Here is a 20953-nt window from a genome sequence, read left to right as displayed (position 1 = left end):
AATAGAGTTACGGCGGCCACAGCGACAGGGAAACGCCCGGTCCCATTCCGAACCCGGAAGCTAAGCCTGTCAGCGCCGATGATACTGCCCATCCGGGTGGAAAAGTAGGACACCGCCGAACATACACAAAAACACCCCCGGCAACGGGGGTGTTTTTGCATTCGCTGACGCCGGTGCGTTATTAGTCGAATAGAGTCAGAGCCGAATTCACCGATGCGCGTTTCTTTTCCAATGCGAGCAGCGTTCGCTTTCGGTCGAGGCCGCCGCCGTAGCCGGTGAGGCTGCCGTTGGCACCGATGACGCGATGGCAGGGGATGACAATTGCGATCGGGTTGTGGCCATTGGCCAACCCAACGGCCCTAGCGGAGCCGGTGGCGCCGATCTGTGCCGCGATTTGTCCGTACGATCTGGTTTCGCCATAGGGGATAGTCCGAAGGGCCTCCCACACTCGCCGCTGAAATGCGGAGCCGCGCAGCTCGAATTTGAAATCGAACTCCGTGAGTTCGCCCTCGAAATAAGCGTTGAGTTGCTCAGTGGCCTCGTTGAATGCCGCCGGATTCGGGGCCCAGCCGGTGCGGCTCGGCTCGTAGGTCTGGTCGACCATCCGAAGCATGGTCAGAACCGAGTCCTGGCCGGCAAGGGTCAGCGGCCCGATTGGGCTGTCGATGGTGCGGTACTCGATCATGCGACCTCCTGTGGTGGCCATTGGTTAACCGGATGCTCGAGGGTGGTCCATAGGTATTGGGTGGCGTAGGAGCGCCAAGGGCGCCACTGGACGCCATGGGCGACCAGGGCCCGTTCGCCAATCGGTAAGCCCAGCTGCTTGGCGGCCAGGCGAAGGCCAAGGTCGGTGGCGGGGAACGCGTCCGGATCACCGAGGCCGCGCATCGCGATCACCTCTGCGGTCCATGGGCCTACTCCGGGCACGTCCAGCAATTGCCTGCGGGCGGATTCCCACTCGCTCCCGCTGTCCAGGACGATACTGCCGTCGGCCAGGCCGGCGACCAATGCGTTGAGGGTTCGCCGGCGCGCTTTGGGGACCGCCAAGTGGACGGGGTCGATCTCGGCGAGCTGCTCGGCTGACGGGAAGGTGCGGGTCAATCCGCCGTCGGGGTCCGCGACCGGCTCACCGTATGCCGCGACCAGGCGGCCGGCGTGGGTTCGGGCCGCCTTGGTGGACACCTGCTGCCCCAGGACCGCCCGCACGGCCAGCTCAGCCTCGTCGACGGTGCGCGGAATGCGTTGGCCGGGCGCCTTGGCCACCACGGGAGCCAGGTACGGGTCCCCGGCCAGCGCGTCGTCCACCGCCTCGGGGTCGGCGTCGAGATCCAGCAGCCGGCGACAGCGGGCAATCGCCGTCGTCAGGTCACGAAAATCGTCGAGGGTGAGCACACAGCGGACATGGTCGATCACCGGTGTCAGGGCGACCACGGCGCTGCCGAACGGAAGGCGCAGACTGCGTCGGTAGGCACCTTCGCGGACCTCCTCGCAGCCGGGCACCGTGCCGGCGGCGAGATGACCGAAGACGCCCTTGTAGGCGAACGGCGTGCGCACCGGCAACCGCAGGCTGACCGTCCCCGCCGAAGCGGCTCCGAGTTTTGCGGCGCTCGATGGATCCGCGGCGCGCCGGCGCAGCTCCGTCGGCGCATTGTCGAAGACCGAGCGCACGGTGTCGTTGAACTGGCGAATGCTGGAAAATCCCGAAGCGAACGCGATGTCGCCGAACGGCAGGTTGGTGGTCTCGACGAGCAGGCGGGCGGTCTGCGCTCGTTGGGCGCGGGCCAGCGCGAGCGGGCCGGCGCCGACCTCGGCCTGCAACAGCCGCTCCAGCTGACGGGTGGTGTAACCGAGATGGGCCGCCAAACCGCCGACACCTTCACGGTCCACCGTGCCGTCGGCGATGAGCCGCATCGTCCGTGCGACGACGTCACCGCGCACATTCCATTCCGGCGACCCCGGAGACGCGTCGGGACGGCACCGCTTACATGCCCGGAATCCTGCGCGCTGAGCAGCGGCGGCGGTCGGGTAGAACCGGACGTTGCGAGCGAAAGGCGGCCGCACCGGGCAGCTGGGCCGGCAATAGATGCCGGTTGTCAGCACCGCCGTGACGAACCAGCCGTCGAACCGGGCGTCCTTGGACTGGACGGCGCGGTAGCAGCGTTCGAAGTCTTCGTGCACGCTTACAAGACTTACACCCGCCCGCCGACAAAACTGGCGGAAAAACGACATCGTAGTGCGGACGGATCGGGAGCCCTGACGGACGGCGGCCCCGCACCAAAACGGCGCATCGGTGCAACTACGGCTACCGGCCGGTAGCCGTAGCTCGAGCGTTACGGGGCGGGAGGGGTTCCGACGCAAACGCCGCCGGCGCAGGCGCCCGCTCCGCCGGGTCCGGCGGAAGCCCCCGCGCCGGGCACACCGGCACTCGCCCCGCCGGGACCGGCGCCGGCGCCGGAACCACCCGGTCCGGCGGTCGTGGCGCCCCCGGGTCCGGTCTCGGGGCCGCCGCCGCCCGGTCCGGCGGGAGTCGTTGCGGCCGGTGCCGTCGTGGTGACGCTCGCGGGCGTCGTGACGGTGGTGGTGACGGTCGAAGTCGTCGGGCTCTTGTTGTTGTTGTTCGAACTGCATCCCGCGGTGAACGAACTCAGGGCGATTGCCGCGGCGATGCCCGCGGCCAGGGAAACACGGCGGGCAGTCCCACTACCGGTCATGTCAACACCAATCTCTCGAGGGGCGATGTCCTTAGTCCCCTTACCCATTCGGGCCCGAAATCAATCGCGTTGAGCCGGCGGGTCGGCGGGCGTGGCGAGGCGGGTTGGTTGCTCGTGTCCGCGGAGGGTCACGGTCTCGCCCAAAGACCAACGGGCGCGCTCCTTCTCGCTCACACCTTCCAGCGCGTCGGCCGCCGCAAGCAGTAGGCCCGGGTACGACTTGGCAAGCTCGCACAGGCGGGCTGCCTCGTTGACCGGCCCGCCGATTACGGTGTACTCGAAGCGTTCCCGGGCGCCGACGTTCCCGGCAACGACTTGCCCCGCCGCCACCCCGATACCGGCCCGGCACACCGAGATTTCGTTGTTCAGTCGCTCGGAGATGGCGCGCGCGGCGGCCAGCGCTTGCTCTTCGGGGCAGTCCAGATGATTGGGCGCCCCGAACACGGCCAGCGTTGCATCGCCCTCAAACTTGTTGACCAGCCCGCAGTGTCGGTCCACTTCCTCGACGACTATCGCGAAGAACTGGTTGAGCAACTGGACGATCTCCGCCGCGGGCCGGGTCGTCACCAGCCTGGTCGACCCGACGATGTCGATGAATACGACCGCCACATGCCGTTCTTCTCCGCCCAGCTTCGGCCGCTCGCGTTCGGCGGCCAGGGCGACCTCGCGCCCGACGTGCCGGCCGAACAGATCGCGAACCCGTTCGCGCTCGCGCAGCCCGTCGACCATCGCGTTGAATCCGCGTTGTAGCTCACCGAGTTCGGTTCCGTCGAATACCACCAGGTCGCCCCGCAGATCACCGCGCTCGACACGCCTCAGCGCCGCGCGGACCACGCGGACTGGAGTTGCGGTGAGCCAGGCCAGGATCCACATCAAAAGGCAGCCGAAGATCAGCGTGGCGATCGATACGATCAGCACGCCGACGGCGAATTGCGTCTCGGTCAGATTGCGCATCACGGCCTGGAAGCCGGCCAGGAAGCCGATGCCGAGAACGGGCAGGCCCGAGCCGAGGAACCAGACCACCATGGTCCGGCCCATGATCCCCGAGGCGAATCGCCGCGGTGGTGGCCCCGCTTCGAGCGCCTGAGCCGCCGCCGGGCGCAACGCGAACTCGGCGAGCAGATAACTGCCGGTCGCCACCAAGATGCCGCAGATGCCGACCGCGATGAGGAAGCGCGGGATGAACAGCGTGTTGACCAGTCCGTAAAGCGTCGTCAGGACCGTCGCCCCGACACCCCACAGGATGAGATCGAAGCGGGCGATGCGCCATGGGGCCAGAAAAGTGTTTCGCTCGTCCTCCCGGTTCGGCGTGCGTTCCTCGATCGCCCAGCGCAGCGATACGACGGTCCTGCGGGTGATCCAATAGGTGCCCACCGCCAGTGCCAGCGCGATATAGGCCGGTGACGCCGCGAAGGTGATCCACCCGGGCGCGTCGAACACACTGGGCTGCGGAATGGCGATGGTCACCAGGAGCAGCGCAACGGCGATGCCGATCAGGTTGGCGCCCAAGACCAACACCGTCAGGATGACCTGGATGCGGATGCGGCGACGTCGCTGGCTTTCGGAAACCCGTCCCAGCAGCAGCGAGCCGTACGCCGGGGTCTCTGGTAGCCGCCCGCTCTGCCGGGTGACCGTCTCGAGCACCCGGCCGATCCGTTTTGCCAAGCTCTGGTTGGCCGACATGGTGGCGTCAGCCTAATTTGTCGGCCACGCTCTAAGGTGAGTCGGGTGCGTCTAGTGATCGCCCAGTGCACTGTGGACTACGTCGGCCGGCTCACCGCGCATCTTCCGTCGGCCCGCAGGCTGTTGCTGTTCAAGGCCGACGGATCGGTCAGCGTGCACGCCGACGACCGCGCCTACAAGCCGCTGAACTGGATGAGTCCACCTTGCTGGCTCACCGAGGAGCCCGGTGATCAGCTGCCCGTGTGGGTCGTCCAGAACAAGGCCGGGGAACAGCTGCGCATCACCGTCGAGGAGGTCGAGCACGACTCCAGCCACGATCTGGGCGTTGACCCCGGGCTGGTCAAGGACGGCGTCGAAGCCCACTTGCAGGCGTTGCTCGCCGAACACGTGCAGCTGCTCGGTGCGGGCTACACGCTGGTGCGTCGCGAATACATGACCGCCATCGGGCCCGTCGACCTGCTCTGCCGTGACGAGCAGGGCGGTTCCGTCGCGGTGGAAATCAAGCGGCGCGGCGAGATCGACGGCGTCGAGCAGCTCACCCGCTACCTCGAGTTGCTCAATCGCGACAGCGTGCTCGCGCCGGTGAAGGGGGTGTTCGCCGCCCAGCAGATCAAGCCGCAGGCGCGCACGCTGGCTACTGACCGCGGGATCCGTTGCATCACATTGGATTACGACAAGATGCGGGGGATGGACAGCGACGAGTACCGGCTGTTCTGAACCCCGCTAGGCTGGCGGCATGGCTAGGCGCCGCACACCGCCACGCCGGCAGCGGGCGTCACCGCCGCCCCTGGTGCCGCGCCGGGTGGAGACCGGGCCCGACGGCCACGAGTACGAAGTCCGTCCCGTCGCCGCGGATCGTGCGGTCAAGACGTACCGCTGCCCCGGTTGTGACCACGAAATACGCGCCGGCACCGCACATCTGGTGGTGTGGCCGATCGATTCGACGCTCGGGGGAGCTGACGATCGGCGGCATTGGCATGCCCCGTGCTGGAGCCACCGCGCCACGCGCGGCCCGACCCGGAAGTGGTCGTGATCTGAGGGACTCAGGCGGCCGGTTCGACCAGCTCGATGAGCACGCCGCCGGCGTCCTTGGGGTGGATGAAGTTGATCCGCGAGTTTGCCGTGCCGCGACGCGGCGCGTCGTAGATGAGCCGGATGCCCTGGGCGCGCAGATGCTCGATCACGCTGTCGAGGTCGCTCACGCGAACCGCCATCTGCTGGATGCCGGGCCCGCGCTTGTCGAGGAACTTCGCGATGGTCGAGGAGTCGTCGAACGGGGCCATCAGCTGGATCTGCGCGGTACCAGCCGGCGCACCGCGCACGGCCAGCATGGCCTCGCGGATTCCCTGCTCCTCGTTGACTTCCTCGTGCACCAGGTTCATGCCGAGGTGGTCGTGATACCAGGCGATTGCCGCGTCCAGGTCGGCGACTGCGATGCCGACGTGATCGATCGCCGTCACCAGGCCGGTGGCCAGGATCTGACGGGCGTCAACTTGATCGGTCGTCATCACATAAAGGTAACCTGGCGGCAAAGATTGCGCTTCTCCAGGAGGCCGAACCGGCCGTCCACGGACCCCTAGGAGGTTTTCATGACGACGTCGGTGATCGTTGCTGGAGCGCGCACGCCGATCGGCAAGTTGATGGGTTCGCTGAAGGGTTTCTCGGCCAGCGACCTGGGTGCCATCGCGATCGCCGGCGCGCTGGAGAAGGCCAACGTGCCCGCCTCGGCGGTCGAATACGTGATCATGGGGCAGGTGCTGACGGCCGGGGCCGGCCAGATGCCCGCACGCCAGGCGGCCGTTGCGGCCGGCATCGGCTGGGACGTCCCGGCGCTGACCATCAACAAGATGTGCCTGTCCGGTATCGACGCCATCGCGCTCGCTGACCAGCTCATTCGCGCCGGAGAGTTCGACGTGGTGGTGGCCGGGGGGCAGGAGTCGATGACCAAGGCGCCTCATTTGCTGATGGACAGCCGGACGGGCTACAAGTACGGCGACGTCACGGTCCTTGACCACATGGCCTACGACGGTCTGCACGACGTGTTCACCGACCAGCCGATGGGCGCGCTCACCGAGCAGCGCAACGACGTGGACAAATTCACCCGCCAGGAGCAGGACGAGTTCGCTGCGCGGTCGCATCAGAAGGCGGCCGCGGCGTGGAAGGACGGCGTCTTCGCCGACGAAGTCGTGCCGGTCAACATCCCCCAGCGCAAGGGTGATTCGCTGCAGTTCACCGAGGACGAGGGGATCCGCGCCAACACCACCGCCGAGTCCCTGGCCGGCCTCAAACCGGCCTTCCGTCGCGACGGCACCATCACCGCCGGTTCGGCGTCTCAGATCTCCGACGGGGCGGCCGCCGTGGTGGTGATGAACAAGGCCAAGGCAGAAGAGCTCGGGCTGACCTGGCTGGTCGAAATCGGCGCCCACGGCGTGGTGGCCGGGCCGGACTCCACTCTGCAATCCCAGCCCGCCAACGCGATCAAGAAAGCGCTCAGCCGCGAGGGCATCTCCGTCGACCAGCTGGACGTCGTGGAAATCAACGAGGCGTTCTCGGCGGTCGCGCTGGCATCGACCCGCGAACTCGGCCTGGATCCCGAGATCGTCAACGTCAACGGCGGTGCGATCGCCGTCGGGCATCCCATCGGGATGTCGGGCGCACGGATCACGCTGCATGCGGCCCTGGAACTGGCCCGCCGCGGCTCCGGCTACGCCGTCGCCGCCCTGTGCGGCGCGGGTGGCCAGGGCGACGCGCTGATTCTGCGGGCAAAGTAGCTCGACCGGGGGGCGCTAGCGCCCTCAGAGGACGTTGCTGGCTCCAGACGTACGGGAAGTTTTGTGATCTTGGTCATATCTGCCGGTCGGGCCCGTTGGTGCGACCTCCGGACCGGCCCGGACGTCCTCGCCACCGGGTGGATAGGTCACCGACGCCCATGACAAACTTGACGACGTGACGCGCCCGCGACCCTCGATAGGCCCGGCGATGGCCGGTGCGGTCGACTTGTCCGGCCTGAAGCAGCGGGCCCAGCAACAGCCGCCGGCCGGCGCGACGGGCGCCGGCGCAACGCCGGCCGCTGAGGCCGGTCCCGGAGTTACCGCGATCACCGAGGCCAATTTCGAAACCGAAGTCCTGCTCCGGTCCGAGGAAGTGCCGGTCGTGGTGCTGCTCTGGTCCCCGCGCAGCGATGCGTGTGTCCAGCTCGTCGACATCCTGTCCGGCCTGGCCGCCGAGGACAACGGCAAGTGGTCCCTGGCGACGGTCAACGTCGACGTGGCGCCAAGGGTGGCCCAGATATTCGGTGTCGATGCGGTGCCGACCGTCGTGGCTCTGGCCGGCGGGCAGCCGCTGTCCAGCTTCCAGGGGATGCAGCCGCCCGACCAGTTGCGAGGCTGGGTGGATTCGCTTCTCTCGGCCACGGCCGGAAAGCTCAAGGGCCCAAGCGGTTCCGCGGACTCCGATGAGGTCGACCCCGAGCTGGCAGCGGCCCGCGAACAGCTCGAGACCGGTGATTTCGAGGCGGCCAGAGCCTCGTATCAAGCGATCCTGGACGCCAACCCGGGCAGCGTCGAAGCCAAGGGCGCGATCCGGCAGATCGATTTTCTGACGCGCGCAACCACCCACTCGCCGGATGCCCTCGCGGCTGCCGACGCGGCACCGAGCGACATCGACGCGGCCTTCGCCGCCGCCGACGTGCAAATCCTCAACCAGGATGCGAGCGCGGCCTTCGACCGCCTGATTGCCTTGGTGCGCAGCACGTCCGGGGACGAGCGCACCCGGGTGCGCACCCGATTGATCGAGCTTTTCGAACTTTTCGATCCTGCCGATCCCGAGGTCGTCGCCGGACGGCGCAACCTCGCCAACGCGCTCTACTGACGGCCTACTCGGGCTCCAGCCATAGGGCCGAGTTGGGCGGCAGCACCAACACCGCCGACGCGGGTCGCCCGTGCCACGGGTCCTCGGTGGCGTCGACACCGCCCATGTTGCCGATGCCGGTGCCGTTGTAGTCGGTGGCGTCGGTGTTGAGCACCTCGCGCCAACGGCCGGCGGACGGCAGGCCGAGGCGGTATCCGCTGTGCTCGTTGCCGGCGAAGTTGAAGACGCAGGCCATGACCGAGCCGTCACTGCCGTACCGCAGGAAGCTCAACACGTTGTTGGCGGAGTCGTTCGCGTCGATCCAAGAGTAACCGTCGGGGACGGTGTCCTGGCTCCACAGCGCGGGGTGGTTGCGGTAGATGTCATTAATGTCGCGCACCAGACGCAGGACGCCGTTCGAGAAGCCTTGCTCGTCGAGCTGCCACCAATCCAGGCCGCGCTCCTCGGACCACTCGGCGCGCTGGGCGAATTCCTGGCCCATGAACAGCAATTGCTTGCCGGGGTGCGCCCACTGGTAGGCGAGCAGGCTGCGCAGTCCGGCCGCCTTGACATGGTTGTTGCCCGGCATGCGCCCCCACAGCGTGCCTTTGCCGTGCACGACTTCGTCGTGGCTGATCGGCAGCACGTAGTTCTCGCTGAATGCGTAGAGCATCGAGAACGTCATCTCGTGGTGGTGGTAGTTGCGGTAGATCGGGTCGCGGCTGATGTAGTCGAGCGTGTCGTGCATCCAGCCCATGTTCCACTTCATCGAAAAGCCCAGGCCGCCAAGGTTTGTCGGGCGGGTGACGCCGGGCCACGACGTCGACTCCTCGGCGATGGTGACGATGCCCGGGGCCGACTTGTGCACCGTGGCGTTCATCTCCTGCAGAAATTGCACGGCCTCCAGGTTTTCCCGCCCGCCGTAGATGTTCGGCGTCCAGCCGCCCTCGGGGCGCGAGTAGTCCAGGTACAGCATGGAGGCAACGGCGTCGACCCGTAGCCCGTCGACGTGGTACTCCTCGAGCCAATACAGCGCGTTGGCCACCAAGAAGTTACGCACCTCGGCGCGTCCGAAGTCGAAAACGTAAGTGCCCCAGTCGAGTTGCTCACCGCGCTTGGGATCAGCGTGTTCGTAAAGCGGGGTGCCGTCAAACCGTCCCAGCGCCCACGCATCCTTCGGGAAGTGCGCCGGCACCCAGTCGACGATGACGCCGATGCCGGCGTGGTGCAGCGCATCGACCAGCGCCCGGAATTCGTCGGGCGTGCCGAATCGCGATGTCGGCGCGTAGTACGACGTCACCTGGTAGCCCCACGACCCGGCGAACGGGTGCTCGGCGACCGGGAGCAACTCGACGTGGGTGAACCCGTGCTCGACCACGTAATTGGTCAGCTCTTCCGCCAGTTGCCGGTACCCGAGTCCTGGGCGCCACGAGCCGAGGTGGACTTCGTAGGTGCTCATCGGCTCGAACACCGGATTGCGCTGGGCGCGCCGTTCCATCCATTCGGCGTCCTGCCACGTGTATTCGCTGCGCGTCACGCGGGACGCGGTGTGCGGCGGCACTTCGGTGGCGAACGCCATGGGGTCGGCCCGATCGGTCACGACGCCGTCGGCGCCGTGCACGCGAAACTTATACAGGCCGTTGGCGGGGAAGTCGGGCCAGAACAACTCCCACACACCCGAGGAGCCCAGCGACCGCATGGGGGCATCGCTGCCGGTCCAGCCGTTGAACTCGCCGATCAGGCTGACGCCCTTGGCGTTGGGCGCCCACACCGCGAACGACACGCCGTTGACGACGCCGTCGGCTGTGGTGAACGAACGGGGGTGCGCGCCAAGGGCTTCCCAGAGTCGCTCGTGCCGGCCCTCCCCGAACAGGAAGAGGTCGATCTCGCCCAAAGTGGGCAGGAAACGGTAGGCGTCGGCGACGGTGTACGGGTCGGAACCCTCGTATTTCACCTGCAGGCGGTAGTCGATCAGGTTGACGAAGGGGAGCGCTACGGCGAACAGGCCGGACTCGATGTGCTCCAACGGAAACCGGTCGTCTCCGACGAGCGCCACGACCTCGGCCGCGTGCGGGCGGAACGCCCGGATGACGGTGTGGTCGGTGTACTCGTGGGCGCCCAGGATGCCGTGCGGGTTGTGATGGGTTCCGGCCAGCAGGCGCGACAGGTCGGCGGGGTCGGGCGCCAGGTGTGTCCTGGCGAGTTGGTCGGCTTGGCTCATGTCACAATCCCTCCGGTCCTTTTGGTGGCCTGCGGAGCAGCGTCATTCGGGACTCCTGCGGGATGAGTGGCATGTTGATGACATGCGCGACCGCTCGCGCAGGGTCGATGCGAATGTAGTTTGTTTGCCCCCATTGGAATTCCTGGCCGGTGATTTCGTCGCGCACCCAGAAACGCTCATAGGGCTCCATACCCAAAGCCGCCATATCCAAAAACAGCGTGGCCTCTTCGGCCCCGAACGCGTTGAGCGTCACGACCACCAACACGCAGTCGCCGGTCGCCGGGTCGAACTTGCTGTAGGCAAGCAGCGCATCGTTGTCCACGGCGTGGAAATGGATGGTACGCAACTGCTGCAGCGCCGGATGTAGCCGGCGTATGGAGTTGAGCCGCGTGATGAACGGTTCGAGCGAGCGCCCTTCGGCCAGGGCGCCCGCGAAATCACGAGGCCGCAATTCGTACTTCTCCGAGTTCAGGTACTCCTCACTGCCTTCCCGCACCGCGCGGTGCTCGAAGAGCTCGTAACCCGAATACACGCCCCAGGCCGGGCCCATGGTCGCCGCCAGTACCGCCCGGATCGCGAACATGCCAGGGCCGTTGTGCTGCAGGATGGCGTGCAGGATGTCCGGGGTGTTCACGAACAGGTTCGGGCGCCGAAAGTCCGCGGCGGCGGCGATGGCGTCGCCGAACTCGGTGAGCTCCTGCTTGGCCGTGCGCCAGGTGAAGTAGCTGTAGGACTGCGTGAACCCGAGCTTGGCCAGTCCGTACTGGCGGGCCGGGGGCGTGAAGGCCTCCGAGAGGAACAGCACATCGGGGTCGATGCTCTTCGCCTGGGCGATCAGCCATGCCCAGAAGTTCGGCGGCTTGGTGTGCGGGTTGTCGACCCGAAAGAACTTGACGCCGTGGTCCATCCAGTGCCGGACGATGCGCAGCACCTCGTCGTAGAGGCCCGCCGGATCGTTGTCGAAGTTGAGCGGATAGATGTCTTGGTATTTCTTGGGCGGGTTCTCCGCGTAGGCGATGGTGCCGTCGGGCAGCTCGGTGAACCACTCACGGTGATCGCGCGCCCACGGATGGTCCGGGGCGCACTGTAACGCCAGGTCCAGCGACACCTCCATGCCCAGCTCACGCGCCGCGGCGACGAATGCGTCGAAGTCTTCGATCGTGCCCAGGTCCGGGTGGACGGCATCGTGGCCGCCCTCGTCGCTGCCGATTGCCCACGGAGAACCGACATCTCCGGGAGCGGCGGTGGGAGAGTTGTTGCGGCCCTTGCGGTGTACCTTGCCGATCGGGTGGATCGGCGGCAGGTACACCACGTCGAATCCCATTGCCGCGATGCGCGGAAGCTCGGCGGCCGCGGTGGCGAACGTGCCGTGCACGGGCTTGCCCTCGGCGTCCCACCCGCCGGTCGAGCGGGGGAACATCTCGTACCAGGAGCCGAAGCGGGCAAGCGGCCGGTCCACCCAGACCCCGTACTGGTCGCCGCGGGTGACCAGATCGCGCAACGGATACTCGGCCAGGATCTCGTCGATTTCCGGCCCCAGGGCCAGCACGGTGCGGGTGATCGGGTCCCCGGGGCTTCGCAACGCCGTCGCGGCCGCCATCAGCGGTTCGCGCCGCGCGCGCGGCACCCCCATCGCGGCGCGCTCGAACAGCGCGGCCCCGACCAAGAGGTCGTTGGACAGTTCCGTCTCGCCCTGGCCGGCCTCGAGCTTGGCAACCAGGCCGTGCCGCCAGGAGTGGATGGGGTCGCCCCACCCGTCGATTCTGAAGGTCCACAGGCCCACCCGGTCGGGCGTGAATTGCCCGTGGAAGACATAGGGCTCGAGGCCCAACGTCATCGGCAGCAGCAGCGGCTTGATCCGTTGCTGATCGCCGGCCCCGTCGACTTCCGTCGCGGCCTTCACCGGGGCCTGGACCGCTTTGATCCGGCGGGTTTCGTTTACCTGCGGATAACGCGGCCCGAGGTATCGCACGACCAGCGTCGCCGCGACGGCCTCGTGGCCCTCCCGCCATACCGCCGCGCTGACCGGGATGGTCTCACCAACCACCGCCTTGGCGGGATACGCGCCGCAGGAGACGACCGGTTGTACGTTATCGATCTCGACACGACCAGGCACAACACTCCGTTCCGATTTGCCAGCTCTTCTTCGGCCCGCTTCGCGGACCGCATCGTCGCCGGCAGTATTCCGACTAGCCGACTCCTCCTCGGTCCGCATTCTCGGACCGCATCGTCGTCGACTGGTTCCGATTGTGTGCGGCCCAACCGCGGTGTGCTCCGCCGCGGAAGGCCTCTCGTCTGGCGAAACTTCCTGTCGTGGGGAACTTCCTTTGTGGGGAAGCAGCGTTGCGGCCCCAATAACTAACCGATACCCAGCCTAGTGTCCGGTCACACCCTCGGCGGGAAAAGCGGTCTCTACCGCCGCCGTGCGTGGGGCGAAATCCTCAGTAAGGTAAGGACGCGTGAAAGCCCTCCGCCGCTTTACCGTCCGCGCTCACCTACCCGAACGGCTGGCCGCGCTGGATCAGCTGTCGACCAACTTGCGATGGTCATGGGACAAGCCGACCCAGGACTTGTTCGCAACCATCGACGACGGCCTGTGGGAGCGGTGCGGCTCTGATCCGGTGGCGTTGCTGGGCGCGGTGAACCCGGCACGACTCGATGAGCTGGCGCTCGACGAAGCGTTCCTCGGCCGGCTCGATCAGTTGGCCGCCGACCTGAACGAGTACCTGAGCCGTCCGCTGTGGTACCAGCAGCAGCAAGCCGAAGGCGTGGCGATGCCGACGGCGATCGCCTACTTCTCGATGGAGTTCGGCGTCGCGGAGGTGCTGCCCAATTACTCGGGCGGCTTGGGCATCCTCGCGGGGGATCACCTGAAGTCGGCCTCCGATCTGGGGGTGCCCCTGGTGGCGGTGGGCCTCTACTACCGGTCCGGCTATTTCCGCCAGTCGCTGACCGCAGACGGCTGGCAGAACGAGACCTATCCGTCGCTGGATCCGCAAGGGCTGCCGCTGCGGCTACTCACCGATGCCGCCGGCGATCCCGTCCTGGTTGAGCTCACGCTTCCCGACTCCGCCCAGCTGCACGCGCGGATCTGGGTTGCTCAGGTGGGCCGGGTACCGCTGCTTCTGCTCGATTCCGATGTCCCCGAGAACGAGCATGAGCTGCGCGGCATCACCGACCGGCTGTACGGCGGTGACCAGGAACACCGGATGAGGCAGGAGCTGCTGGCCGGCATTGGCGGGGTGCGGGCGATCCGCGCGTTCACCGCCATCGAAGGCCTGCCCGCGCCCGAGGTGTTCCACATGAATGAGGGGCACGCGGGGTTCCTCGGAGCGGAACGCATCCGCGAGTTGATGGTCGATGCCGGGTTGGACTTCGACACCGCGCTGGCCGTCGTGCGATCCAGCACCGTGTTCACCACTCACACTCCGGTGCCCGCGGGTATCGACCGGTTCCCCATCGACATGGTGCGGCTCTACTTCGACGGTCACGTCGAGGACGATCCCGGTAAGAAGAAAGCCGGTGCCAAGAGTGCGCCCTCGTTGTTGCCGGGCGTACCGACGGCCCGGATTCTCGCGCTCGGCGCCGAGGACGATCCGACCAAGTTCAACATGGCGCACATGGGTCTGCGGCTGGCGCAGCGGGCCAACGGAGTCTCTTTGCTGCACGGTGAGGTGAGCCGGGCCATGTTCAACGAGCTGTGGTCCGGGTTCGACGCGGACGAGGTGCCGATCGGGTCGATCACCAACGGAGTTCACGCGCGCACCTGGGCGGCGCCGCAATGGTTGCAGTTGGGGCGCGAACTGGCCGGGTCGGATTCGTTCGGCGATCCGGGCGTCTGGCTCCGACTGAACCAGGTTGACGCGGGGCATCTCTGGTGGATCCGCTCGCAATTGCGGTCGCTGCTTGTCGAGGACGTCCGGCAGCGACTGCGTAAATCCTGGCTGGAACGCGGCGCATCAGACGCCGAATTAGGCTGGATAGCAACGGCATTCGATCCGAATGTGCTCACCATCGGGTTCGCCCGGCGGGTGCCCACGTACAAGCGGCTGACGCTGATGCTGCGCGACCCGGAGCGGCTCGAACGTCTGCTGCTCGACGAGGACAGGCCGATTCAACTGATCGTCGCCGGGAAGTCGCACCCGGCCGACGACGGGGGGAAGGCGTTGATCCAGCAGGTGGTGCGTTTCGCCGACCGGCCGGAAGTGCGCCACCGCATCGCGTTTTTGCCCGACTACGACATGTCCATGGCCCGGCACCTGTACTGGGGTTGCGACGTCTGGCTGAACAATCCGCTGCGGCCGCTGGAGGCCTGCGGCACCTCCGGGATGAAGAGCGCCCTCAACGGTGGGCTGAACCTGTCCATCCGAGATGGGTGGTGGGACGAGTGGTACGACGGCGAAAACGGTTGGGAGATACCGTCTGCCGACGGCGTGGCCGACGAGGCTCGCCGGGACGACCTGGAGGCCAGCGCGCTCTACGATCTGCTGGAGCAGGCCGTGGCGCCGAAGTTCTACGAACGTGACGAACACGGGGTGCCGCCACGGTGGATCGAGATGGTGCGGCACACACTGCAGACGCTCGGCCCGAAGGTGCTGGCCTCGCGCATGGTGCGCGACTACGTCGAGCGGTACTACACGCACGCGGCGCAGTCGCTGCGCAGGACCATCGGTCCCGCCGAGGACGGTGCGGACGGCGCTGAGTTCGGGGCGGCCCGCGAGGTGGCCGCCTACCGTCGGCGCGCCGAGGAGGCCTGGCCCAAGATCACCATCACCGATGTGGACAGCACCGGGCTGCCGGACACGCCCGTGCTCGGCTCCAAGCTGACCCTGACCGCCACCGTGGCGCTCGCCGGGCTGGCGCCCGACGAGGTCACGGTCCAAGGGGTGGTGGGCAGGGTCGACGCCAGCGACGCGCTGCTGGACCCGGTCACCGTCGAGATGTCGTATACCGGGACCGCCGAGGGCGGCAACCAGGTGTTCTCGACGACGCTGTCGTTACCGCTGGCCGGGGCGGTCGGATACACCGTTCGCGTGCTGCCCCATCACCCGATGCTTGGCGCCGGCACCGAGCTGGGTCTGGTCACTCTGGCCCGCTGACCTCACGCGGGAAGGCCCTCCGACGCGGTGCGCAGCCGCTCCAAGGCGGCGCGGACCTGCGCCGGATTCGTGGTCTGCCAGAACGGCGGCAGCGAGGCACGCAGGTAGCCGCCGTAACCGGCGGTGACCATCCGCGAATCCAGCAACGCGACCACCCCGCGGTCGGTGATGCGGCGCAACAGCCGACCCGAGCCCTGCGCCAACAGCAACGCGGCGTGGCTGGCGGCGACCGCCATGAAGCCATTGCCGCCGCGCGCGGCCACCGCTCGCTGGCGCGCGCCCAGCAGCGGGTCGTCGGGCCGCGGAAACGGGATGCGATCGATGAGCACCAGGGACAGGGACGGCCCCGGAACATCGACGCCCTGCCAGAGCGACAGCGTGCCGAACAACGAGGTCTGCTCCTCGGCACTGAACTGCTCCACCAGCGCGGAGGTGCTGTCGTCGCCCTGACACAGCACCGGCATCGACAGCCGTTGGCGCATGGCTTCCGCGGCGGCCCGCGCGGCGCGCATCGACGAGAACAATCCCAGCGTCCGCCCGCCCGCCGCCGTGATGAGCTCCGCGATCTCGGTCAGCTGCTCGGCCGACCCGGTGCCGTCCCGCCCAGGTGGCGGTAGGTGTGCGGCGACATAGAGGATTCCGGCCTTGGCGTGCTCAAACGGCGAGCCGACGTCGACGCCGCGCCATGGCATTTCGGTATCGGCAGCGGTCAAACCCCACGCCGCGGCCATCGCGTCGAAGGACCCGCCGATGGTCAGGGTCGCCGACGTCAACACGGTGGTGGAACGGGCGAACACCCGGTCGCGCAGCAGGCCCGCGACCGACAGCGGCGCCACCCTCAGCACCGGGCGCATCGCCCCCCTGTTGTCCTCGTGATCCAGCCACACGACTTCGGTGCGATCGGGAATGGCCGGGGTGAACGACGACAGGACCCGCGAGGCGGCGTCGGATATCTCGCTCAACGCCGCTATCGCTTCGGCGCGTGCGGCGGCGGCTTTCGCGTCGCTCGTGGTGTCGATCGCCGAGCGCGCCGCGCCGGCCGCGTCGCGCAGGGCGGTCACGTACGTCGCGAGCTCCTCGTCGAGGCGGTCGATGCGGCCCGGTGTGCCGTCATGGATCGCCGCGGCGAAGTTGGCCGTCGCCGCCTCCAGCCGCTGGGTCAGTTCCGGATTGACCAATCGGGCGATCCGCCGCGCCGCGACGCCCAGGGCGGCCGGTGTCAGCTCCGCGGTGGCCACCGACGTCACCCGGTCGACCAGTTCGTGGGCCTCGTCGACGACCAGCAGCGCATGTTCGGGCAGCACCGCAGACTCGGCGACGGCGTCGATGGCGAGCAGCGCATGGTTGGTGACCACGATGTCGGCACCCCCGGCCCGGCCGCGCGCCCGTTCGGAGAAGCATTCGGAGCCAAACGGGCAGCGGGCCACGCCTATGCATTCCCGTGCCGAAACGCTGACCTGGGACCAGGATCGATCCGGCACACCGGGTTTCAGGTCGTCGCGGTCACCGGACTCGGTCGTCGACGCCCACGTGGTGAGCCGTTGGACGTCGCGGCCCAGGGCGGTGGACGCCATCGGATCGAAGAGCTCCTCCTGCGGCCGGTCGCCGGCGTCTTCCTCGGCCTCGGCGCCGCCATTGTGAATCTTGTTCAGGCACAGATAGTTTCGGCGGCCCTTGAGCAGCGCGAACTGCGGGCGGCGCGGAAGGGCGTCGGCGATCGAATCGATCAGCCTGGGTAGGTCCCGATCGACGAGCTGCCGCTGCAGCGCGATGGTGGCCGTGGATACGACGACTGGCGAGTCGTCATCGATGGCGCGGACGATCGCGGGCACCAGGTAGGCCAGCGACTTTCCGGTGCCGGTACCGGCCTGCACGACGAGATGCTCGCCGGTGGCAAACGCCCGCGCGACGGCGTCGGCCATCTCGAGCTGGCCGCTGCGCTCGCTGCCGCCGAGCGCAGCCACGGCGATGGCCAGCAACTCGGGCACGGACACTTCGGACGTGGTCAGCCTCTTTTGCTCTGCGGTGCTACCGGCGGCCGGCGGGGATCTGCGTGGTCGGGATCGCAGGTTCTCCGTGGGACAGGTTCAGCCCTTCCCACGGCAGACTGCGCAGCCCGGAAGCTACCAGCTCGCGTGCCGCGGCCACATTCGGTTTGGACACCACGTCGCCACCACGGACCAGCGGGACGGTCAACACCCGCGACGGCTCGGTGACCGAGGGCCGGCGGCCGGCCGGATACACCAGCTCCTCGGTGACGGTGCCGGACGTGCGCGTCAGGCGCAGCGCCTCTTTGCGGCCGCCGCGGGATTCCTTGTGGCTACTGCGCTTTTGCACCGGCATTCCGTCGACCTCGACCAGCTTGTAGACCATATTCGCCGTCGGCGCGCCCGAACCCGTCACGAGCGACGTGCCGACGCCGTAACTGTCCACCGGTTCGGCAGCCAGGGCGGCGATCGAGAACTCGTCGAGGTCGCCGGAGACCACGATGCGGGTTGCGGTGGCTCCCAGACCGTCGAGCTGCTCGCGGACCTGGCGGGCCAGCACGCCCAACTCCCCGGAATCGATACGGACCGCGCCGAGCGACTCCCCGGCGGCGGCCACGGCGTTGGCAACGCCGGTCGTCACGTCGTAGGTGTCCACCAGCAGCGTGGTGTCGACGCCCAACGCGTCGACCTGCGCGCGGAAAGCGGCCAGTTCGGTCACATCGGCGGGCTCTCCGCTCGCGTGCAGCATGGTGAACGCGTGCGCCGACGTGCCCTGCGCGGGGATTCCGTATCGGCGCTGGGCCTCGAGGTTGGAGGACGCGGCGAAGCCGGCGATATAGGCCGCGCGTGCCGCGGCGACCGCGGCATGCTCGTGGGTTCGCCGTGACCCCATCTCGATCAGCGGACGGTCCCTGGCCGCGCTCACCATTCGCGCAGCTGCGGACGCGACCGCCGTGTCGTGGTTGACGATCGACAACGCCAGTGTCTCGAGCACGACGCATTCGGCGAACGTGCCGGTCACCGACAAGACGGGAGAGCCGGGGAAGTACAGCTCGCCTTCGGCGTAGCCGTCGATATCACCGCGGAACCGGAAATCGCGCAAGTAGCGCAACGCATCTGGATCGAGGAATTGCGCCAGCAGCTGACACGCCTCGTCGTCGAAGCCGAACTGCGGCAACGCTTCGAGCAGGCGCCCGGTCCCACAGACCACGCCGTAGCGGCGCCCCTCGGGGAGTCGGCGCGCGAACAATTCGAAGGTCGTCGGTCGGTCGGCGGTACCGTCTCGCAGCGCCGCCGCCAGCATCGTCAACTCGTACTTGTCGGTAAGCAGCCCAGTTACGACCGGGTCGTTCATTCCATAACGGTATCGGCTGCCCTCGGGGGCTCGGAAACCTCGCCGGTCGCTCGGTATCGTGGAGGCCATGGTTGTTATGTCAGCGCCCACTAAGCCGGGCACTACAGGACAACGCGAGTCCGCTCCGGTAGACGTCACGGCGAGTCCGTGGGTCACGGTCGTGTGGGATGACCCGGTCAACCTGATGACCTACGTGACGTATGTGTTCCAGAAGTTGTTCGGCTACAGCGAGCCGCACGCCACCAAGCTGATGCTGCAGGTGCACAACGAAGGCAGGGCGGTGGTGTCGGCCGGCAGCCGGGAGTCCATGGAAGTCGACGTGTCCAAGCTGCATGCGGCCGGGTTGTGGGCGACGCTGCAGCAGGACCGCTGATACTCGGGGCTGCGGCGAATACCTGTGCGCAAGTGGAAGCGCGTCGAGACCGCGGACGGTCCCCGTTTTCGGTCCGCCCTGGCGTCCCACGAGGCCGCCCTGCTGAAGAACCTGGCAACCGCCATGGTCGGGTTGCTCGATGAGCGTGAATCATCCTCGCCCGCAGACGAACTCGAGCAGATCACCGGCATAAAGACCGGAAACAGTGATCCGCCGAAGGACCCGACCCTGCGCCGGCTGCTGCCCGACTTCTTCCATCCCGACGACGACGACCCATCGGCTTCCGGCGCCGTAAATAGCCTCAACGCCGCGCTGCGCAGCCTGCACGAGCCCGAGATCATCGACGCCAAACGCCTTGCGGCGCAGCGGATGTTGGACACCGTTCCGGCAGACGGTGGCCGGTTCGACCTGACCGAGGAGGACGCGAACGCCTGGGTGGCGGCGGTGAACGACATCCGGCTCACGCTGGGGGTGATGCTCGAGGTCGGGCCCGAAGGGCCGGAGCGGCTGCCCGCTGACCACCCGCTGGCGGTGCACTTCGACGTGTACCAGTGGTTGACCGTCTTGCAGGAATACCTCGTCCTGGTGCTGATGGGGTCCCGATGAGCCCCGATGGACGCCGGATGGACGCCATCACCGACGTGGGGGGTATCCGCGTCGGTCACCATCATCGACTCGACCCCGACGCGTCCATGGGCGCCGGATGGGCCCGCGGCGTCACCGTCGTGCTGACCCCGCCCGGCACCGTCGGGGCCGTCGACTGTCGCGGCGGCGCCCCCGGTACCCGGGAGACCGACCTGCTGGATCCGGCCAACACCGTCCGCTACGTCGACGCCGTGTTGCTCGCCGGCGGCAGCGCGTACGGTCTGGCCGCCGCCGACGGCGTGATGCGCTGGTTGGAAGAACGCGAACGTGGGGTGGCGATGGATGGTGGCGTGGTGCCCATCGTGCCCGGCGCCGTGATCTTCGATCTGCCGGTCGGCGGCTGGGATCGCCGCCCGACGGCGGAGTTCGGCTACCTGGCTTGCGAAGCCGCGGCGGCGAGTGGCGAGGGGGCGCCGGCCGTCGGGAACGTCGGTGCCGGCGTCGGGGCACGTGCCGGGGTGTTCAAGGGCGGAGTCGGGACCGCTTCCACGACGCTGCCGTCCGGGGCGACCGTTGGCGCGGTGGTAGTGGTGAATTCCGCCGGCGACGTCGCCGACCGGGCCACCGGCCTGCCGTGGATGGCGGACCTCATCCAGGAGTTCGCGCTGCGGCCACCGCCGAGGGAGGAGATCGACGCGTTCGCGCAGTTGCCGACTGCGTCGAGCTCGCTGGACAGCCCGCTGAACACCGTCATCGGCGTGGTGGCGACCGACGCGGCGCTGAGCCCGGCCGCGTGCCGGCGCGTCGCCGTGGCCGCGCAGGACGGCCTGGCCCGTACCGTCCGGCCGGCGCACACCCCGTACGACGGCGACACCGTGTTCGCACTGGCCACCGGGGCGGTCGAGGTGCCACCCCCGCCCGACGCGCCCGCCTCGTTTTCGCCCGAGATGCGGCTGGCCGCGGAGGTCGGTGCCGCCGCGGCCGACTGCCTGGCGCGCGCGGTGCTGGTGGGCGTGTTCGCCGCGGATTCGGTGGCCGGCATACCGGCCTACCGCGACGTGTTGCCCGGGGCGTTTAACCGATGAGAAGT

17 protein-coding genes and 1 rRNA gene are annotated in these 20953 nt (G+C 68.0%); 9 read left to right on the top strand and 9 right to left on the bottom strand.

All coding sequences use genetic code 11. From position 1 onward, the window contains the following. Nucleotides 1-8: 8 nt before the first annotated feature. Nucleotides 9-121: ribosomal RNA gene (gene rrf / locus A5773_RS23275) — 5S ribosomal RNA — on the top strand. 60 nt (nt 122-181) lie between these two features. Here rrf and A5773_RS23270 read toward each other — a convergent pair. From A5773_RS23270 to A5773_RS23255, 4 genes are all read right to left on the bottom strand, one after another. Then, a complete protein-coding gene (locus A5773_RS23270) occupies nt 182-685 on the bottom strand; it encodes a methylated-DNA--[protein]-cysteine S-methyltransferase (RefSeq protein ID WP_066948412.1) in 504 nt (167 codons plus the stop codon). Continuing rightward, on the bottom strand, nt 682-2178 hold the full coding sequence (locus tag A5773_RS23265; protein WP_066948408.1) for a DNA-3-methyladenine glycosylase 2 family protein: 1497 nt from the start codon (nt 2176-2178) through the stop codon (nt 682-684). The genes A5773_RS23270 and A5773_RS23265 overlap by 4 nt, the downstream gene beginning before the upstream one ends. A 152-nt stretch (nt 2179-2330) precedes the next feature. Then, complete coding sequence (locus A5773_RS23260) at nt 2331-2711, bottom strand: hypothetical protein (protein WP_066948405.1); 381 nt, start codon at nt 2709-2711, stop codon at nt 2331-2333. Between the two features lie 60 nt (nt 2712-2771). Beyond that, the gene (locus A5773_RS23255) at nt 2772-4394 is read right to left on the bottom strand and encodes an adenylate/guanylate cyclase domain-containing protein (RefSeq protein WP_066948400.1); all 1623 of its coding nucleotides are present in this window, start codon (nt 4392-4394) and stop codon (nt 2772-2774) included. Nucleotides 4395-4439: 45 nt separating this feature from the next. Here A5773_RS23255 and nucS point away from each other — a divergent pair, with 45 nt between their 5' ends. Continuing rightward, nucleotides 4440-5111 (top strand): endonuclease NucS, encoded by a 672-nt coding sequence (nucS, locus tag A5773_RS23250; RefSeq protein ID WP_066948396.1) that lies wholly within the window; start codon nt 4440-4442, stop codon nt 5109-5111. A 19-nt stretch (nt 5112-5130) separates the two neighbouring features. Beyond that, the gene (locus A5773_RS25775; RefSeq protein ID WP_082948364.1) at nt 5131-5427 is read left to right on the top strand and encodes a hypothetical protein; all 297 of its coding nucleotides are present in this window, start codon (nt 5131-5133) and stop codon (nt 5425-5427) included. 10 nt (nt 5428-5437) lie between these two features. Here A5773_RS25775 and mce read toward each other — a convergent pair whose 3' ends face one another. Next, complete coding sequence (gene mce / locus A5773_RS23245; RefSeq protein ID WP_082948363.1) at nt 5438-5905, bottom strand: methylmalonyl-CoA epimerase; 468 nt, start codon at nt 5903-5905, stop codon at nt 5438-5440. 78 nt (nt 5906-5983) lie between these two features. On the opposite strand from mce, the gene A5773_RS23240 reads away from it, so the two are divergent. Both A5773_RS23240 and A5773_RS23235 read left to right on the top strand, forming a co-directional pair. Next, nucleotides 5984-7165, top strand: coding sequence for an acetyl-CoA C-acetyltransferase (locus tag A5773_RS23240; protein ID WP_067792816.1), 1182 nt, complete (start codon nt 5984-5986; stop codon nt 7163-7165). 175 nt (nt 7166-7340) lie between these two features. Then, a complete protein-coding gene (locus tag A5773_RS23235; RefSeq protein WP_066948384.1) occupies nt 7341-8264 on the top strand; it encodes a tetratricopeptide repeat protein in 924 nt (307 codons plus the stop codon). Between the two features lie 4 nt (nt 8265-8268). Here A5773_RS23235 and glgB read toward each other — a convergent pair whose 3' ends face one another. Both glgB and A5773_RS23225 read right to left on the bottom strand, forming a co-directional pair. Then, on the bottom strand, nt 8269-10464 hold the full coding sequence (gene glgB / locus A5773_RS23230; RefSeq protein WP_066948382.1) for a 1,4-alpha-glucan branching protein GlgB: 2196 nt from the start codon (nt 10462-10464) through the stop codon (nt 8269-8271). A gap of 1 nt (nt 10465) precedes the next feature. Next, nucleotides 10466-12580, bottom strand: a complete 2115-nt coding sequence (locus A5773_RS23225) for an alpha-1,4-glucan--maltose-1-phosphate maltosyltransferase (protein WP_066948379.1) — start codon at nt 12578-12580, stop codon at nt 10466-10468. A gap of 343 nt (nt 12581-12923) precedes the next feature. Between A5773_RS23225 and glgP the strand changes: the two genes are divergently transcribed. After that, complete coding sequence (glgP, locus tag A5773_RS23220) at nt 12924-15563, top strand: alpha-glucan family phosphorylase (RefSeq protein ID WP_066948376.1); 2640 nt, start codon at nt 12924-12926, stop codon at nt 15561-15563. 2 nt (nt 15564-15565) lie between these two features. Here the strand turns inward: glgP and A5773_RS23215 are convergent, their stop codons facing one another. Both A5773_RS23215 and A5773_RS23210 read right to left on the bottom strand, forming a co-directional pair. Then, nucleotides 15566-17572: an ATP-dependent DNA helicase gene (locus tag A5773_RS23215; RefSeq protein ID WP_066948373.1), complete on the bottom strand. Its 2007-nt coding sequence runs from the start codon at nt 17570-17572 to the stop codon at nt 15566-15568. A 19-nt stretch (nt 17573-17591) separates the two neighbouring features. Then, nucleotides 17592-18905, bottom strand: coding sequence for a nicotinate phosphoribosyltransferase (locus A5773_RS23210; protein ID WP_067261902.1), 1314 nt, complete (start codon nt 18903-18905; stop codon nt 17592-17594). 67 nt (nt 18906-18972) lie between these two features. Between A5773_RS23210 and clpS the strand changes: the two genes are divergently transcribed. The 3 genes from clpS to A5773_RS23195 are packed head-to-tail and all read left to right on the top strand — an operon-like array spanning nt 18973 to nt 20948. Beyond that, nucleotides 18973-19278, top strand: coding sequence for an ATP-dependent Clp protease adapter ClpS (gene clpS / locus A5773_RS23205; protein ID WP_066948522.1), 306 nt, complete (start codon nt 18973-18975; stop codon nt 19276-19278). Between the two features lie 24 nt (nt 19279-19302). Further along, nucleotides 19303-19884 carry a DUF2017 domain-containing protein gene (locus A5773_RS23200; protein ID WP_066948366.1) on the top strand — a complete coding sequence of 194 codons (582 nt, stop codon included), beginning with the start codon at nt 19303-19305 and terminating at the stop codon, nt 19882-19884. Between the two features lie 17 nt (nt 19885-19901). Further along, entirely contained in the window at nt 19902-20948 is a 1047-nt protein-coding gene (locus A5773_RS23195; protein ID WP_067261899.1) for a P1 family peptidase, read from the top strand. Nucleotides 20949-20953 lie beyond the last annotated feature (5 nt).

It is taken from the genome of Mycobacterium sp. 852014-52450_SCH5900713 (assembly GCF_001667075.1).
In the GTDB taxonomy this organism is placed as follows: Bacteria; Actinomycetota; Actinomycetes; order Mycobacteriales; family Mycobacteriaceae; genus Mycobacterium.
Note: the sequence above shows the minus strand (reverse complement) of the source record. Positions and strands in the feature narration are given on the sequence as shown.